The organism is Paraburkholderia aromaticivorans (assembly GCF_012689525.1).
GTDB lineage: Bacteria > Pseudomonadota > Gammaproteobacteria > Burkholderiales > Burkholderiaceae > Paraburkholderia > Paraburkholderia aromaticivorans_A.
The window spans coordinates 2,068,765-2,084,376 of sequence record NZ_CP051515.1 but is presented as its reverse complement, the minus strand read 5'-3'; the positions used below and the strand labels follow the sequence as shown (position 1 = coordinate 2,084,376).

Here is a 15,612-nt window from a genome sequence, read left to right as displayed (position 1 = left end):
ATGTCCCAGGGATTGCTTGATTCACAGCATGGCGCGCAGGCGTCGAAGGGCGGCGCGCGCGCTGCAGGTGGCTTTTCACGCCGCAGCTTTCTGAAATTCGGCGTGACGGTCGGCGCGGCGGCGGGCGGCGGTCTGCTGCTCGGCTTCAGCATGCCGGCCGCCAGCCAGGATCAGAAGGCCGGCAAATCGGTGATCGGCGGCGACGGTGTCGAGACGCCGCAAGGCGGCGTGTTCGCGCCGAACGCGTTCATCCAGATCGATACTGCGGGCAAGGTCACGCTCGTGATTCCGAAGGTCGAGATGGGCCAGGGCGTCTACACGTCGATTCCGATGCTGATCGCCGAAGAGCTCGAAGTGCCGCTCGACGCGATCACCGTCGATCACGCGCCGCCGAACGAAAAGCTCTTCATGGACCCGCTGCTCGGCGGCCAACTCACGGGCGGCTCGACCTCGATCCGCTACGCGTGGGAGCCGATGCGCAGAGCGGGCGCCACTGCGCGGACCATTCTGATCAGCGCGGCAGCGCAGCAATGGCAGGTCGATCCGGCAAGCTGCCATGCGCAGGCCGGGCAGGTCATTCACGCGGCCAGCAAGCGCAGCATCGGCTACGGCCAACTGGTGACCGTCGCTGCCAGCTTGCCCGCACCGCAAGACGTCAAGCTCAAGGACCCGAAGGACTTCAAGCTGATCGGCACGGCCGCCAAACGCCTCGATTCGCCGGAGAAGGTGGACGGCACCGCGCTGTTCGGGCTCGACGTGCGCGTGCCCGACATGGTCTACGCGGCGATTGCGAACTGCCCGGTGTTCGGCGGCACGCTCGCCAGCGTCGACGACACCAACGCGAAAAAAATCCCCGGCGTGCGCCAGGTCATCAAGATCGACAACGCGGTCGCGGTGATCGGCGACCACACGTGGGCCGCCAAACGCGGCGTGCAGGCCCTCGTCGTCAAATGGAACGAAGGCGCGGGCGCGAACCTGTCGATGAAGCAGATCGTCGACGATCTCGCCAATGCCTCGCAGCGCAACGGCGCGGTGGCGCGCAAAGACGGCGACGTCGGCAATGCGTTCTCCAATGCGAAGACGCGCGTCGACGCCGTGTATCAGCAGCCGTTCCTCGCGCACGCCACCATGGAGCCGATCAACTGCACGGTGCATGTGCGCCCCGATGGTTGCGATGTCTGGCTCGGCTCGCAGGTGCCGACGCGGGTGGTGGATGCCGCCGCGGCGGTCACGGGCTTGCCCGCCGACAAGATCGTCGTTCACAACCATCTGATCGGCGGCGGCTTCGGCCGGCGGCTCGAGTTCGACATGGTCACGCAAGCCGTGAAGGTCGCGAAGCAGTTGTCGACGCCGGTCAAGGTGGTGTGGACGCGCGAAGAAGACATTCAGCACGACATGTACCGCCCGTATTACTACGACAAGATCTCAGCGGGACTGGACGCGAATGGCAAACCAATCGCGTGGCAGCACCGGATTGTCGGTTCGTCGATACTGGCGCGGTTCGCGCCGCCTGCCTTCAAGAACGGCATCGATCCGGACGCGGTCGAGGTCGCCTCAGACTTGCCGTACGACTTGCCCAACCAGTTAATCGACTACGTTCGCCAGGAACCGCACGCGGTGCCCACCGCATTCTGGCGCGGCGTGGGACCGACGCGCGGGACCTTCGTGGTGGAGAGTTTCATCGACGAACTCGCGGCGCAGGCCAAAGTCGATCCCGTCAAATACCGTCAGGATCTGCTCGGCAAAACACCGCGCGCGCTGAACGTGCTCAACACCGCCGCGCAGGCGGCGAACTGGGGCGGCGCCGTGCCGAAGGGGCAAGGGCGCGGCGTGTCGGTCATGCATGCGTTCGGCAGCTTCTTCGCGATCGTCGTCGACGTCGCGGTGGAGCAGGGCGAGGTGGCGGTCAAGCACGTGGTGTGCGCGGTCGATTGCGGCATGGTGGTCAATCCGAACACGATCGAAGCGCAGGTGCAGGGCGGCATCATCTTCGGTATCACGGCGGCGCTCTATAGCGAGATCACGATCAAGGACGGCCGCGTCGAGCAGAACAACTTCACCGACTACCGGATGCTGCGCATCGATCAAACGCCGCCGATCGACGTGCATATCGTGAAGAGCAGCGAGGCGCCCGGCGGCATCGGCGAACCCGGCACGGCGGCGCTCGCGCCCGCGCTGACCAACGCGATTTATGCGGCCACCGGCAAGCGGCTGCGGCAATTGCCGGTCGGCAGCCAACTGCAAACCGCCTGACCGGAGCCCGACATGAAAAACACTCTGAAGGGTTTCGGCGCGGCGCTGTGCGTGACGCTGCCGTTGTTCGCGCAGGCTCCGGCGCGAGCGGCGGATCAGGCGTTGGTGCAACGCGGCGCTTATCTGGCGAAGGTCGGCGATTGCGTCGCCTGTCATACGGCGCCGAAAGGCAAGCCGTTCGCGGGCGGCCTGCCGATGACCACGCCGATGGGCCAGATCTACACCACCAACATCACGCCCGACCAGCGGACCGGCATCGGCGGCTATACGGAAGAGGACTTTGCGCGGGCGATGCGCGAAGGCGTCGCGAAAGACGGCCACAATCTCTATCCGGCAATGCCGTATCCGTCCTACGCCAAGGTCAACGACGACGACATGAAAGCGCTGTACGCGTATTTCATGAGCGGCGTGGCGCCGGTTCAACAGGCGAATCGCGTGCCGGACATCAAGTGGCCGTTGAACATGCGCTGGCCGTTGAAGTTCTGGAACATGGTGTTCCTGGATAAAAGCGTCTATCAGGACAAGCCGGGCAAGGACGTGGCATGGAATCGCGGCGCGTATCTGATTCAGGGGCTCGGGCACTGCGGGTCGTGCCATACGCCGCGTGGCATCGCGTTCCAGGAAAAGGCGCTCGATGAAAGCAGCAGCGCGTTCCTGACCGGTGGCGTGCTCGACGGCTGGTTCGCGGCGAACCTCACCGGCGAGCACAACGTCGGTCTGGGCCGCTGGAACGATCAGGACTTGCAGGCGTTTCTGAAGACCGGCGCGAATCGCCATGCCTCGGCGTTCGGTTCGATGACCAGCGTGATCAACAACAGCACGCAGGGGATGAACGATACGGATATCGCCGCCATGTCGACGTATCTGAAGTCGCTACCACCGGCCGGCGGCAGCGGTGCGCCGCCTTATAAGTACGACCCGCAGGCGACGAAGGTGTCGCTGAACCGGCCCGCGAACGATGCCGGCGCGCGCGTCTATACGGCGTATTGCATGCACTGCCACGGTGTCGATGGACGCGGCTTCGCGCCGATGCTCGCGCCGTTGTCCGGCAATCCGAACGTGCTGGAGAAGGATCCGTCGTCGCTGATCAACGTGACGCTGAACGGCACCGAGGACCTGGTGATCGGCGGCATTCCCGCGCCGTATCCGATGCCGAAGTACGCGCCGGTGCTCAACGACCAGCAGATCGCCGATGTGCTGACCTTCGTGCGCGCCGGGTGGAACAACGGCGCGCCGGCGGTGACGGCGGACGACGTGGCGAAGCTGCGCAAGTCGACGCACGCGGCTCGCTAGTCCTGCAAGCCTGCTAATGAAAAAGCGGCAACCGCTTCACAGGGTTGCCGCTTTTCAATGCACGCGCCGCAGCGAATCTCAGCGATGTTGCCCCACCTTCTGCCGTTTCTCCAGCACCCGCGCGTACCACGTCAGCGGGAAGCACATCGCGAAGTAAATCATCGCGACCATGCCGTAGATCGGGAACGGGCGGAACGCGGCGTTGGTGATCATGGTGCCGGTCTTGGTTAATTCGGTGAAGCCGATGATCGACGCGAGCGCCGTGCTTTTCACCACCTGCACGAGAAATCCGACCGTCGGCGCCACCGCGATTTTCCGCGCCTGCGGCCACACGATATAGCGCAACTGCTGACCGAACGTCATGCCGAGACTCGCGCCGGCGGCCCACTGACCGCGCGGCACGGCTTCGACGCAGCCGCGCCAGATATCGACCAGATAGGCGCTCGTGTAGAGCGTCAAGGTGACAGCGGCCGCAACCCACGGCGACACATCGACACCGAGCAGCGGCAAGCCGAAAAACGTCAGAAAGAGCTGCATCAGGAGCGGCGTGCCCTGAAACACTTCCACATACACTACGACGATACGGCGCAGCCAGGCGATCGGCGACACGCGCATCGCCAGAAGAATCAGCCCGACAATACCGCCGCCGACAAACGCGATCAGCGACAGCAGCACCGTCCAGCGGGCGGCGAGCAACAGATTGCGGGCGATGTCCCACAGCGTGAATTCGACCATGATCAACGCTCCGTGGGCAGAGTGCGGGCGCCGCGCCACGTCAGGCGGTTGCGCCAGTTACGCGGCGCGCTCTCGTTGCCGCGCGCCACACGCCCCGCGAACAGACCGCGGCCGAGCCGGTTGAGGATTTGCCGCAACACGATCGACAGCAACAGATACGTCGCGGTAATGATCAGGTAGCTCTCGAACGAGCGGAAGTTGCGCGACTGGATGAAGTTGGCCGCATAGGTGAGATCGGGCACGGAGATCTGCGAGACCACTGCCGAGCCGAGCATCACGATCAGCACCTGGCTCAGCAGCGCGGGAAACACGTTGGCGATGGCCTGCGGCAGCACGATGAAGCGAAACACTTGCCGCCCGTGCAGACCGAGCGCCTGCGCCGCCTGCACCTGGCCACGCGAAATCGAGTCGATGCCGGCGCGCACGATCTCGATGGCGTAAGCGCCGAGATTGACAGTCATGGCCAGAATCGCGGCCTGCACTTCATCGATATGGATGCCGAGGCTCGGCAAGCCGAAGAACACGAAGAACAACTGCACGATGAAGGGCGTGTTGCGGATCAGCTCCACATAACTTGCCACCACCCAGCGCGCCCACTTCGGCCCGGCCACCGCCACGCTCGCTCCCGCAATGCCGATGATCCCACCGAGCACGGTCGAGACGGCCGTCAGCCCCAAGGTCACGGCGACGCCGCGCGTGAGCATCCCCGCATAGAGGCCGAAGCCGCTGAAATCGAACGCATAGGTCATGGCGTGGCGCTCATCGTGAGGTCAAACTCCGGCGCGGACCACACTTCGTGGTCCGTGCAAAAAAAGGTTCAGAGGTCGGCCGGCAGCGGCGCACGCAGCCACTTCTGCGAAATCGCGTTCATGGTGCCGTCCTTGCGGGCCTTGGCAATCGTTTCGTCGACCTTCTGCTTCAGACGCGGCTCGTTCTTGTTCAAACCGACGTGATCCGGCGAACTGAACAGCGAGAACTTCTGCTCGGGATCGTTAGCGGGATGACGCGCGAGAATCGTAGCGCCGACGTCGTTGCCGACTACCATCAACTGTACCTGACCAGAAAGAAACGCCGAAATTGCGCCGTTAGGATCGTCGAAACGTTTGATGTTCGCCGTGGGCGGCGCGATCTTGGTCACGCTCAGGTCTTCCAGCGTGCCGCGCGCGACTGAAATCGACTTGCCGGCGAGGTCGGCGGCGTTCTTCACGGGCAGCGCTTTCGGGCCGAACACGGCGAGGTAGTACGGCGCGTACGGTTGCGAGAAATCGATCACCTTTTCGCGTTCCGGCGTCTGGCCGACTGACAGCAGCATGTCCGCCTTGTGGTCGGCGAGGTAGGCCATGCGGTTGTCGCCCGTCACCTGCACCAGTTCGACCTTGGCGTTGAGCGCCTTGCCGATCAGGTTGGCGACGTCGATGTCGTAGCCCATCGGCTTCATGTCCGGGCCGATCGAGCCGAACGGCGGATAGTCCTCGAACACGCCGATGCGCACCGTGCCCGATTTGGCGATGTTATCGAGCGCGTCCGCATGCGCGGCCGACGGCAACGCGCACAGTGCGCCGAGAGCGGTGAAGGCCAGCGTCGCGGCGAGCGTGGCGAACACGCGGCGGGTGCGGCTTGGGGTAGCGGAGCGGTGGTTCATGGTCTTTCCTCTGTCGAAAAATGTTGGTATTTATAGGCGCAAGGCCGCGCGATTCAGTGATGCGCTTTGATGCAGTTCGCTGCTGTCAGCGGCGCCGATGCCGTGAGTGCCGTCAGCGCCGCGACTCAATGCGCGGCGCGCGCGGCGATCAGTTTGCACGCGTGCGGTGGCAATTCCGCGAGCACCGGCATGCCGAGCGTAAGCCCTGGCGTTTCACGCGGCGTGGTGGCGGCGGTCAACGTGAAGCCGGCGCAGTCGATGGTCGCTTCGAGCGACGCGCCCACGTCGCGGATGAACGTCACCGTGCCTTGCAACCGGTTCGGTCCCGCCGCGTCGGACGCCGCTTTCACGCACACGTCTTCCGGGCGGATGAGCAGACGGATATCGCTGCTCGACTCCGGCACGCGCGCCGGCTGTACCACGCTGATGCGCCGGCCGCCCGGCAGGCTCACGCCGCCCGCGCCGTCGTAGGTGACCGGCAGGATATTACCGAGGCCGATGAAGTCGGCGACGAACTCGCTGACCGGATCGCGATAGATATCGAGCGGCTTGCCGACCTGCGCGATACGGCCTTTCTCCATCACGACGATTTCGTCGGCCATCGTCATCGCTTCGCGCTGGTCGTGTGTGACCATGATCGTCGTGATGCCAAGGCGCTGTTGCAGCAGACGGATTTCTACTTGCATCGCTTCGCGCAGCTTGGCGTCGAGCGCGGAGAGCGGCTCGTCGAGCAGCAGCAGTTTCGGCTGCGAGGCGATCGCGCGCGCAATCGCCACGCGCTGGCGCTGGCCGCCGGAGAGTTGCGTGACGGGCCGGTTCGCCATGTGGGGCAACTGGATCAGTTCCAGCAATTCGGCCACGCGGCGCGTCTGCTGGTCCTTCGCGGTCTTGCGCAGCTTCAGCGGATACGCGATGTTCTGCGCGACCGTCATGTGCGGAAACAGCGCGAGCGACTGAAACACCATGCCGAAGTCGCGCTGGTTCGCCGGCAGGCGCGTGATGTCGCGCCCGGCGAAATGGATGCTGCCCGAGGTCGGCGTTTCCAACCCGGCGATCATCCGCAGCAGCGTGGTCTTGCCGCAGCCGGACGGGCCGAGGAAGCACACCAGCTTGCCGTCGGGCACGCTCAGATCGACGCTGTCGACGGCATGCGCCGCGCCGAAACGCCGGGTCACGGCCTGCAACGTTAAATGGGTCATCGGATGCTCCAGCAGTTGGGCGTCATGAGCGCGGGATCACAAGGCGACGCCTTCGTCGCCGATCAGCTTTTCGAGCAGCCAGATCAGCGCGAAGTCGATCGCGACGATGAACACGGCGAAACAGAACACGGTCGGATCGAGCGACGACACCGTGCGGCTGTAGAGCCACACCGGCAGCGTCATCGTATCGATGCCGTAAAGGAAGAACGTCACCGTGAATTCGTTGAACGAGATGATGAACGCGAACAGCATGCCGGCCAGAATGCCGGGGCGCATCAGCGGCAGGATCACGTCGACGAGCGCACGGCCTGGGCTCGCGCCCATCACGCACGCGGCCTCTTCGAATTCCGGGCCGATCGAGGCCACCGACGCCGCGCAATTCTTCACGGTGAACGGCAGCGCCAGAATCACGTGCGCGATGATCAGGCGGAACACGCCGAGTTCGACCGGCAGCACGTTGAACACCAGCAGCAGCGATAGGCCGAGCATCACGAGCGGATAGACGAGCGGCAACGCGACCAGCTGTTCGACCGCGGGCTTGCCGCGAAAGCGGTAGCGGCTCAGCGCGTAAGCGGCGGGCACCGAGACGAGCGTGGCGATGACCATAGTCGATAGCGCGACGATCAGGCTCGTGCTCAACGCGCCGCCCATCGACAGTGTGTCGCTCGCGTCCGGCGACACGAAGCTATGCCACGCGGCGCGATACCAGTGCAAGCCGTAGGCGTGCGGCGGGAATTCGAGCGTGTCGGCCGCGCTGAACGACATGGTGATCATCGTGAGGATCGGCAGCGCGGCGAGGAACAGAACGATCGCCGCGAGCAGGGCGGTGGCCTTGCCTAGCTGGCCGGGCATGACGGCCGCGAGGCGTGGTGAGCGCGGCGCGCCCGGCATACGCGGCGGCGGCGCGGTTTGAATCGGCGTGCTCATGCGTGAGGCTCCTCAGCGAGACGCTGCGTACGGCGCACAAGGCGCTGCGAGAGCGCCATCACCGTCAACGTGGCGATCATCAAAACGACACCCGACGCGGATGCAGCCGGCCAGTTCAGCAACGGCGCGACCTGATCGTGGACCAGCACGGCGAGCATCGGCACGCGGCGTCCGCCGAGCAGCAGCGGCACGGCGAACGCGCTCGCGTTGTACGCGAACACGAGCAGCGCGCCGGATACGAGACCGGGCATCGCCAAAGGCAATAGCACGTGACGCAGCGTTTGCCAGCGTGTCGCGCCGAGCGTGGCGGCGGCCTCTTCGTAGGAACTCGAGACCGCGCGCATCGCGCTTGAAAGCGGCAACACGGCGAGCGGAAACGCCGTCTGGATCAATCCGAGCAGCACGCCGTTTTCGCGGTACAGCCACATCAACGGACGTTGCACGAGGCCGCTGCCGAGCAGCGCGTGATTGAGCAGACCGGCCGGCCCGAGAATGATCAGCCAGCCATAGCCTTGCAGCAGCAGATTGACGAGCAGCGGCAGCAGCACGCCTGCAAGCAGAAGCCGCCGCGCGAGCCGCGACTTCGTGCGCGCCATCGCCAGCGCGACGGGAATCGCCAGCAGCACCGCGCAGATCATGCTTTGGAACGCGAGCTTCAACGTCAGCCATAACGACTTCAGGAAGTAGCCGTCGACCAGGTCCGCGTAGTTTTGCAGCGTGAAGCCGCGCCACTCGTTGCCCTGCGTGCCGAAGCTCATGCGCAGCACGACCAGCGCCGCTGCGCCGAGGATGGCGAGAAACAACAGGATCGGCGCGAGCAGCAGCCACGGCCGCGCCGTTGCCATCGCGGTGGCGGCAGGCGTGTCCGGTCCGAGACCGGACGCGCCCGACGCCGCGCCCGACGCCGGATCGGACGAAGCGCCGGACGCCGATGAGGCACGCCGCGAGAAGCGCGCGAGCATCGTCGTCATGCCGCGAAGATTTCGGTGTAACGCTTGATCCACGCCGGCTGCACCACGGCGAGCGCCTTGTCGTCATGCAGCACGGCTTTCTCGGCGATCTGCTGCGGGCTTGGCACGAACGCGCGGCTCTCGGCGGGAATCACCGCTTTCGAATTCACCGGGCCGTTCAGCACGTCGGCGGCCATGCGGCCTTGCACGCCCGCGTCGAGCGAATGGTTGATGAAGGCGTGGATCAGATCGCTGTCGCCCGGATGCGACTTGGGGATCACGGTGAACATCAGTTGCGTGGCGAAGCCTTCTTTCATGCCGTAGGTCACGCCCATCTTGTACTCGGGCTTGCGGATCTGGTCCGGGAAGAACGCCGGCGAATAGATGCCGCCGATATCCAGCGAGCCGGTGCGGAACAGATCCGCCACCTGGTTCGGATTCTCGCCGAGCGTCATCACGCGATCTTTGAGTTGCATCAATTTCTTGAAGCCCGGCTCGATGTTCTGCTGCGAGCCGCCGTTCATCTTCGCGGCGATGATCGCGAGGTCCACCGCTTCGGCCCACTCGGGCGGCGGCAGGAACAGGCGTCCGGCGTATTTGGGATCCCACAAGGCTTCGTACGAGCCCGGCGCGGTCTTGACCGTGGAAGTGTTGTAGATCAACCCGTCCGACCACAGCAGATAGCCGACGCCGAAGCCGTTCGCGCCCGTGCGGTACTGCGGCGCGACGTCTTTCAGGTTCGGCAGTTTGTCCAGATCGGGCTTCATCAGCAGACCGGCGTCGCCGAGACCGGACGCGCCGACGCCGGCCAATGTGATGACGTCGTAGGTCGGGCGATCGCCCGCGGCCTTGACCTTCGCGACCATGCCGGAGGTGCCGTCGGCGCGGTCGGCGATGACCTTGGCGCCGGTTTTCGCCGTGAAGCTGGCGGCGATATTGCGCAATGCGGCGGCGCCCGTGTCGTCCGACCAGGTCAACAGACGCAGCGTCTTGCCGCTGAAGTTGTGTTCCTGAGCGCGCAGATTGATGAACGGCATCGGCAAGGTGGATGCCGCAAGTGCCGCGCCGAGCGTCTTGATGGCCTGCCTTCTACCCCGTTTGATCTCTTGCATGGCGGTCTCCTGTGTTGAACGCCTTGTTGAATGCCGGTTCGCTGGTGATATCGCTGTGATCGCCGCCGTCGCATCGCTGATTTGCGTTGTCTGCCTGCGCTGCGTGTGAAAGCACTCTAGGTTTGCCAAAATCCCTCAACAAACGAAATATGCGCATGGACGGTATGACATAAGCTCATGCGACGGCCGTCGCGCGACTGCGGTGGCGCAGGCCCGTCAGACGGCGGGAGCGCCGAGGCAGTAGCGCATGCGGGTTAACGTCCATGTTTCGCCGACGCTTCGCGCCTTGGTGGAGGTATGAGGAAAGCTCGGTTCTGGTGCGATTGTGGGACACGCTTTGCCCTGTGTCGGTGCACGGGGGCTTGCTGGGCCGCAAGGTTCGGCGACGGCATGAGCCGAATGCATGAGTACCGCGTTGCCCGCTTCTCGTGCGGCAATTTGGGATCGCGTATCCTGTAGGCCCGGGAGAGGCGTTCCGGCGGCATGCGACGAGCCGCGCCGCGACGCCCACGCAATGACTTTTCCTGATCGTACTGGACACTCACAATGCGACGACTACCGCCGCTCAACGCGCTGCAGATTTTCGAAACCGTGGCGCGGCATCGCAGTTTCACGCGTGCCGCCGATCATCTATGCCTGACGCAGGGCGCGGTCAGCCGGCAAATCATCGCGCTCGAGGATTACTACAAGTTTCCGCTCTTCAAGCGCCATGCGAAAGGCCTGACGCTCACCGCGGAAGGGGAATTGTTGCTGCCGGCCGTGAAGGAGAGCTTCGCGCGCATCGAGGAAATTTCGCTGCGCCTCACACGGCAGCGCACCGACCTCGCGCTGAAAGTGCCGACCTGTGTGATGCGCTGGATGTTGCCGAAGATCATGCGCTTCCAGGCCGAGTATCCCGAACTGCACGTGCAGATCACGACCACATGGCAGCACGACGTCGATTTCCAGCTCGAACCGTTCGACGCGGCGATCATCTACGGTTCGTCGCCGGGGGCGGGCGTGCAGGCGGTGCAGTTGTTCGAGGAGCGTCTGACGCCCGTGTGCGCGCCCGATCTGCTGAAAGACAAGCCGCTCGCCGAGGTGGCCGACCTCGCGCGCCATACGCTGCTGCATCCCACACGCGACCATCGCGACTGGAAGATGTGGCTCGCCAGGGTAACCGAGATCGATGCCGCGAACGCTGCGGCGATCGACGCCGAGCATGGGCCGAGCTTCGATACGCTCGATATGGCCACGAACGCCGCGCTACAGGGCTTTGGCGTCGCGATCAGCGACCTTGCGCTGATCGACGAGGACGTGGCGGCCAAGCGACTCGTGCGGCCGTTCGATACAGTGCTCAAGACCGGGTGGCGTTACTACTTCGTCTACCCGGACTCGGTCGCGCATCAGCACAAGCTGAATCTGTTCCGCGACTGGATCGCGGCGCATTGGGAAGAGTAGTGCCGCCGTTGCGGCGGCGTGGGGCAGCGGACCCGACGCCGCTCCTTCAGGCTCTGAGGCCCCGGCTCAAGGCGCGAACGACAGAAACAGATACGCCGCGAACAGCGACAGATGCACGGCGCCTTGAAGAATCGTCGTGCGGCCCGAACTGAGCGTGAGCGTGCCGACGATCAGCGTGAGGACGAGCAGCACGGTTTCCTTGCCGTCGATGCCGAGCACCAGCGGCTGGCCGGTGTACAGGAAGACGCAGGCGACGGTCGGTATGGTCAGGCCGATACTGGCCAGCGCCGAGCCGAGCGCGAGATTCAGGCTGTTCTGCAAGCGGTCGGCGCGCGCCGCGCGCACCGCGGCAAGTCCTTCAGGCAACAGCACGAGCGCGGCAATGATAATGCCGACCACGGCCGGCGGCGCGCCCGCATTCTTGACCGCGGTTTCGACTACCGGCGAGAGCACTTTGGCGAGCAACACCACGGCGACGAGGCACACCAGCAGCAGGCCGCCGGCCGCCAGCGCCTGGCCGGCGCTCGGCGGCGCGGCGTGGACGTCTTCATCCGGCGTGCCGGCCAGGAAGTAATCGCGATGGCGTACGGTTTGCACGAACACGAACACGCCGTACAGCACCAGCGACGACACCCCGGCAAACGCCAGTTGTGACGACGACAGGCTCGGCCCGACGCTGGTGGTCGTGTAGTTCGGCATGACCAGCGTCAGCACGGACAGAGACGCGAGCACGGCCAGCGCCGCAGCAGCGCCACGGCTTTGAAAATCCTGCTCGCGATGGCGAATGCCGCCCACCAGCAGGCAAATGCCGACAATGCCGTTACAGACGATCATCACCGCGGCGAAGACCGTGTCGCGCGCGAGACCGGCCTTTTCCGGACCGGACGTGAGCATGACCGAAACGATCAGCGCGACTTCGATCACGGTGACGGCCACCGCCAGCACCAACGTGCCGAACGGTTCACCGACGCGATGCGCGACCACTTCCGCATGATGCACGGCGGTGAAGACCGCCGCGCACAGCGCCACGCCGACCAGCACGAGCAGCAGTCCACTGTCTGGCATGGCATAGGCGATACCGAGCACGATCCACGCAACGAACGGCGCGGCAATGGTCCAGCGGGGCAGAACGGTCGCGGGCGTGGTCATTCGGGCTTCCTTTTAATGCTTGTCGTGAATGGCCCGGCGGGACGCGAACGGCTTCCGCCTTGGCTCGAAGCGAGCGTGCATGTTCATGGATCTTCTAAACAACACGCTCTAACGCTTTAAATTATAAAGGATAGTTGTTCGTGTACGAGGCTTTGTCGATTCTCAGGGACACATGACGACGGCGTGCGCCCGGCATGCTGTAGCGCAAACGGCGACTGCTGGAGAAAAGGATCGGGTCACGCAGAATTGCGCGGATAACGCGTGGCGGACGTGGCTGGTGCGTGGCTGGTGCGTCGCTAATGCGCGGCGGCGATGGCGACCGGTATGCATTGAGGTTTCGCTGGCTGAACGCGGGATGCAGGGCAAACCTCGGTGTGCCGAGCATACTACGGGTGCGCAGCGCCCGGCGAAACTGCTCGAAACCGCCTGAAGCCTCCGGTAACGCCAATGCCCTGCGAGAAGGCATTGGCGTCCGGCTATGTTGTTACAGCAGGTTCACTCGATTACTGACCGACCGGACGAATCGTCAGCGCGTTCTTGACCGACGTCACACCGGCTACGCCTTGTGCCGCTTGGGTGGCCAGGTCGACTTGCGGTTGCTCGGGCACGGAGCCGGCCAGCGTCACTGCGCCGCCACGTGCGCGCACGGTGATGTTGGCCACGCTCAGGCCTTTCGTCTTCGACAGGGCGGTGCGGACCTTGCGTCCCAAAGCGCGGTCGGCCGCCTTGGTCTGCTTGGCCGTCGGTGACGCCGATGCCGCCGCCGGGGCTGCGGCATCGCTGCTCTGCGCATACGCGTTGAGGGACGCGAGAACGATCAGCGCGCCGCCGATCATCTTGATTGCCGGGAATGCTTTCATTCAACTCTCTCCTATTGTCATTGGGTACAACCGCCCCCGAATGAGGCAGTGCGCTACACCAGCAGGTACATCGGGATCAAAACTGAATGGAACGGTGCTGCGAATCGTGCAAATACTTTCAATCTGTATGCTGATTCGGGCGGGCCGAAACACACGCGAGCCGGCAAAGGCTGTGCTGCAGGCCGGAAACACACGATACTCCAATTAGTGCCATGGTGATGGCGGCGCAGCACAGAAGTGAGGTTTTGGTACAACGAATGGGCCGATGAAAACTGGCCGATGGCGCTCAATCGCTGGAACCAATGCGTGCATCGCGCCGTTTACGGCTCGCGCGGCGGCTCGATTGCACGCATTCCATGCCGTTCGCATTTCTTTTAAGCCCCACAACCATGCGCTTTAAAAATAAGGCCTGACGCATGCGGAAACATCAACTCCCCATCCTGCCATTGCTTCGTGACGATTTACCGCTCGATACCGTCGAACTCGCGCGCTTCATGATCGGCAAATACCTCGTGCACGATCTGCCCGAAGGGCGCATGAGCGGACGAATCGTCGAGACCGAGGCGTATCCGCTCGGCGATTCGACCAGTCATGCGTTCATGGGCCGTCGGCCGTATAACGGTTCGATGTTTCTCGCGCCGGGTCACGCGTATGTGCGGCTGACCTATGGGCTGTCGTACATGCTCAACATGTCCGCCGAAGCCGAGGAAGTCGGAGCCGGCATTCTGTTGCGCGCGATCGAGCCGCTCGAAGGCCTGCCGTTGATCGAAGCGCGGCGCCCCGGCGTGCCGCTGCGCGACCTCGCGCGCGGACCCGGCCGGCTCACGATGGCGCTCGGCATCGGACCGCCGTTCGACGGCTGGGATCTGTGCTCGGGGCGCGGTTTGTGGATCGGCGTCATCGAGCGGGGCGAAGTGCCGGTAGGGGTGACGACGCGCATTGGCTTGTCGCGCGAAATGCATCGGCCGCTCAGGTTCTTCGAACCCGGCAGCGCCTTTGTCAGCGGGCCGCGCAAGCTCCTGCTGATGCCCCAGTCCGGTGCGCCGAAGCGGGCGTAAATTTGCCCAGCAAACCCGCGTATGACGGTAGAACGCGCTCAGATCAGACGTATTTTTGAAACTTCAGACACAAAGGGTTACGATCCCGACAATTATTACGCCAAAGACGCTATTTGGATCGGACGTTGCGGTAATTTTCGGACCATTCTTGCGATTCCAACAATTATCTATCTCTTAATCAAGGGTTTTCCCTTGGCGATCTGATGACTAGACTGAATTCACTCGCTTCTCACATCGTGTGGCAAGCGTCGCGAATAAAACCAGGTCTGGAGGTAATTCATCATGAAATCGCTCATCAAGGCAGTCGCCATTGCAGCCGTTCTCGCCGCTCCGATCGCTTCGTTCGCTCAGTCGAGCCAACAGCCCGTGACCCGCGCGGAAGTTCGCGCCGATCTGATCCGGGTTGAACAAGCAGGCTATAACCCGGCCGCGTCGAACGACCCGACTTATCCGTCGGATATCCAGGCCGCTGAACAGCGTGCCCAGGCACAAAACCCTGCCGTCGCGCAAACCCAGGAACCGGTCGCCGATACCAGCGGTTTCGGTGGCGCGACGAGTGGTTCGTCGCAAGCCGGCGGCGTGGTTCAGCCGATGTCGGGCCCGAAGTCGGTGTACTTCGGTAACTAAGCGAGTTAGCCGGACAGGCGGATTCGGCGCCCAGTGGCCGGCTTGCCCGGTCCGGCGCCGAACGACACGGAACCGCGCGGATCGATCGAACCGCGCTTAGAGGAGCGATTCGCTACCTCGATATCGAAATTGAAACCGCAGCGAGCAGTCTGAAGTTGAGAAAAACGTGCGCGCCCCATCATGGCGCGCACGGTTGCAAGCAGCGAATCGCTTGAGCGCGTCACGCGGCGGCAGCGCCGCGAGCGCCACGGGACCGCCGTGCCGCGCGAGTCGCGGCCCACAAGTCAAGGAACCTCCGCTGCCGCAAGGTAGCTTCGCCAAACCGTTTGATCGATTGGGCTTTTTTTGCGCGTCCGGTTCCGCGGTG

14 protein-coding genes are annotated in these 15,612 nt (G+C 64.1%); 5 read left to right on the top strand and 9 right to left on the bottom strand.

All coding sequences use genetic code 11. The features are described from left to right. Entirely contained in the window at window positions 1-2,253 is a 2,253-nt protein-coding gene (locus tag HF916_RS21150) for a xanthine dehydrogenase family protein molybdopterin-binding subunit (protein ID WP_168790776.1), read from the top strand. A gap of 12 nt (window positions 2,254-2,265) precedes the next feature. Beyond that, complete coding sequence (locus tag HF916_RS21145) at window positions 2,266-3,546, top strand: cytochrome c (RefSeq protein ID WP_168790775.1); 1,281 nt, start codon at window positions 2,266-2,268, stop codon at window positions 3,544-3,546. A gap of 78 nt (window positions 3,547-3,624) precedes the next feature. Here the strand turns inward: HF916_RS21145 and HF916_RS21140 are convergent, their stop codons facing one another. From HF916_RS21140 to HF916_RS21110, 7 genes are all read right to left on the bottom strand, one after another. Further along, on the bottom strand, window positions 3,625-4,281 hold the full coding sequence (locus tag HF916_RS21140) for an amino acid ABC transporter permease (RefSeq protein WP_168790774.1): 657 nt from the start codon (window positions 4,279-4,281) through the stop codon (window positions 3,625-3,627). Window positions 4,282-4,283: 2 nt separating this feature from the next. Next, on the bottom strand, window positions 4,284-5,030 hold the full coding sequence (locus tag HF916_RS21135; protein ID WP_168790773.1) for an amino acid ABC transporter permease: 747 nt from the start codon (window positions 5,028-5,030) through the stop codon (window positions 4,284-4,286). Between the two features lie 68 nt (window positions 5,031-5,098). Then, a complete protein-coding gene (locus HF916_RS21130) occupies window positions 5,099-5,923 on the bottom strand; it encodes a transporter substrate-binding domain-containing protein (protein ID WP_168790772.1) in 825 nt (274 codons plus the stop codon). A 125-nt stretch (window positions 5,924-6,048) separates the two neighbouring features. Then, window positions 6,049-7,122: an ABC transporter ATP-binding protein gene (locus HF916_RS21125; RefSeq protein WP_168790771.1), complete on the bottom strand. Its 1,074-nt coding sequence runs from the start codon at window positions 7,120-7,122 to the stop codon at window positions 6,049-6,051. Between the two features lie 36 nt (window positions 7,123-7,158). Further along, on the bottom strand, window positions 7,159-8,049 hold the full coding sequence (locus HF916_RS21120) for an ABC transporter permease (protein WP_168790770.1): 891 nt from the start codon (window positions 8,047-8,049) through the stop codon (window positions 7,159-7,161). After that, window positions 8,046-9,020, bottom strand: a complete 975-nt coding sequence (locus HF916_RS21115; RefSeq protein WP_206001833.1) for an ABC transporter permease — start codon at window positions 9,018-9,020, stop codon at window positions 8,046-8,048. The genes HF916_RS21120 and HF916_RS21115 overlap by 4 nt, the downstream gene beginning before the upstream one ends. Beyond that, window positions 9,017-10,111, bottom strand: coding sequence for an ABC transporter substrate-binding protein (locus HF916_RS21110; RefSeq protein WP_168790769.1), 1,095 nt, complete (start codon window positions 10,109-10,111; stop codon window positions 9,017-9,019). Before HF916_RS21110 ends, HF916_RS21115 begins: the two co-directional genes overlap by 4 nt. 546 nt (window positions 10,112-10,657) lie before the next feature. Between HF916_RS21110 and HF916_RS21105 the strand changes: the two genes are divergently transcribed. Continuing rightward, window positions 10,658-11,551: a LysR substrate-binding domain-containing protein gene (locus HF916_RS21105; protein WP_168790768.1), complete on the top strand. Its 894-nt coding sequence runs from the start codon at window positions 10,658-10,660 to the stop codon at window positions 11,549-11,551. Window positions 11,552-11,617: 66 nt separating this feature from the next. Here the strand turns inward: HF916_RS21105 and HF916_RS21100 are convergent, their stop codons facing one another. After that, complete coding sequence (locus tag HF916_RS21100) at window positions 11,618-12,700, bottom strand: calcium:proton antiporter (RefSeq protein WP_168790767.1); 1,083 nt, start codon at window positions 12,698-12,700, stop codon at window positions 11,618-11,620. 503 nt (window positions 12,701-13,203) lie between these two features. After that, window positions 13,204-13,560, bottom strand: coding sequence for a BON domain-containing protein (locus HF916_RS21095; protein ID WP_168790766.1), 357 nt, complete (start codon window positions 13,558-13,560; stop codon window positions 13,204-13,206). 416 nt (window positions 13,561-13,976) lie between these two features. Here HF916_RS21095 and HF916_RS21090 point away from each other — a divergent pair, with 416 nt between their 5' ends. Both HF916_RS21090 and HF916_RS21085 read left to right on the top strand, forming a co-directional pair. Continuing rightward, on the top strand, window positions 13,977-14,618 hold the full coding sequence (locus HF916_RS21090) for a DNA-3-methyladenine glycosylase (RefSeq protein ID WP_168790765.1): 642 nt from the start codon (window positions 13,977-13,979) through the stop codon (window positions 14,616-14,618). Window positions 14,619-14,900: 282 nt separating this feature from the next. Further along, the gene (locus tag HF916_RS21085) at window positions 14,901-15,245 is read left to right on the top strand and encodes a DUF4148 domain-containing protein (protein WP_168790764.1); all 345 of its coding nucleotides are present in this window, start codon (window positions 14,901-14,903) and stop codon (window positions 15,243-15,245) included. Window positions 15,246-15,612 lie beyond the last annotated feature (367 nt).

Excerpts from the sequence above, each read along its gene's own strand:
- HF916_RS21150 (WP_168790776.1), top strand. The coding sequence starts at position 1 with ATGTCCCAGGGATTGCTTGATTCACAGCATGGCGCGCAGGCGTCGAAG.
- HF916_RS21145 (WP_168790775.1), top strand. The coding sequence starts at position 2,266 with ATGAAAAACACTCTGAAGGGTTTCGGCGCGGCGCTGTGCGTGACGCTG.
- HF916_RS21140 (WP_168790774.1), bottom strand. The coding sequence starts at position 4,281 with ATGGTCGAATTCACGCTGTGGGACATCGCCCGCAATCTGTTGCTCGCC.
- HF916_RS21135 (WP_168790773.1), bottom strand. The coding sequence starts at position 5,030 with ATGACCTATGCGTTCGATTTCAGCGGCTTCGGCCTCTATGCGGGGATG.
- HF916_RS21130 (WP_168790772.1), bottom strand. The coding sequence starts at position 5,923 with ATGAACCACCGCTCCGCTACCCCAAGCCGCACCCGCCGCGTGTTCGCC.
- HF916_RS21125 (WP_168790771.1), bottom strand. The coding sequence starts at position 7,122 with ATGACCCATTTAACGTTGCAGGCCGTGACCCGGCGTTTCGGCGCGGCG.
- HF916_RS21120 (WP_168790770.1), bottom strand. The coding sequence starts at position 8,049 with ATGAGCACGCCGATTCAAACCGCGCCGCCGCCGCGTATGCCGGGCGCG.
- HF916_RS21115 (WP_206001833.1), bottom strand. The coding sequence starts at position 9,020 with ATGACGACGATGCTCGCGCGCTTCTCGCGGCGTGCCTCATCGGCGTCC.
- HF916_RS21110 (WP_168790769.1), bottom strand. The coding sequence starts at position 10,111 with ATGCAAGAGATCAAACGGGGTAGAAGGCAGGCCATCAAGACGCTCGGC.
- HF916_RS21105 (WP_168790768.1), top strand. The coding sequence starts at position 10,658 with ATGCGACGACTACCGCCGCTCAACGCGCTGCAGATTTTCGAAACCGTG.
- HF916_RS21100 (WP_168790767.1), bottom strand. The coding sequence starts at position 12,700 with ATGACCACGCCCGCGACCGTTCTGCCCCGCTGGACCATTGCCGCGCCG.
- HF916_RS21095 (WP_168790766.1), bottom strand. The coding sequence starts at position 13,560 with ATGAAAGCATTCCCGGCAATCAAGATGATCGGCGGCGCGCTGATCGTT.
- HF916_RS21090 (WP_168790765.1), top strand. The coding sequence starts at position 13,977 with ATGCGGAAACATCAACTCCCCATCCTGCCATTGCTTCGTGACGATTTA.
- HF916_RS21085 (WP_168790764.1), top strand. The coding sequence starts at position 14,901 with ATGAAATCGCTCATCAAGGCAGTCGCCATTGCAGCCGTTCTCGCCGCT.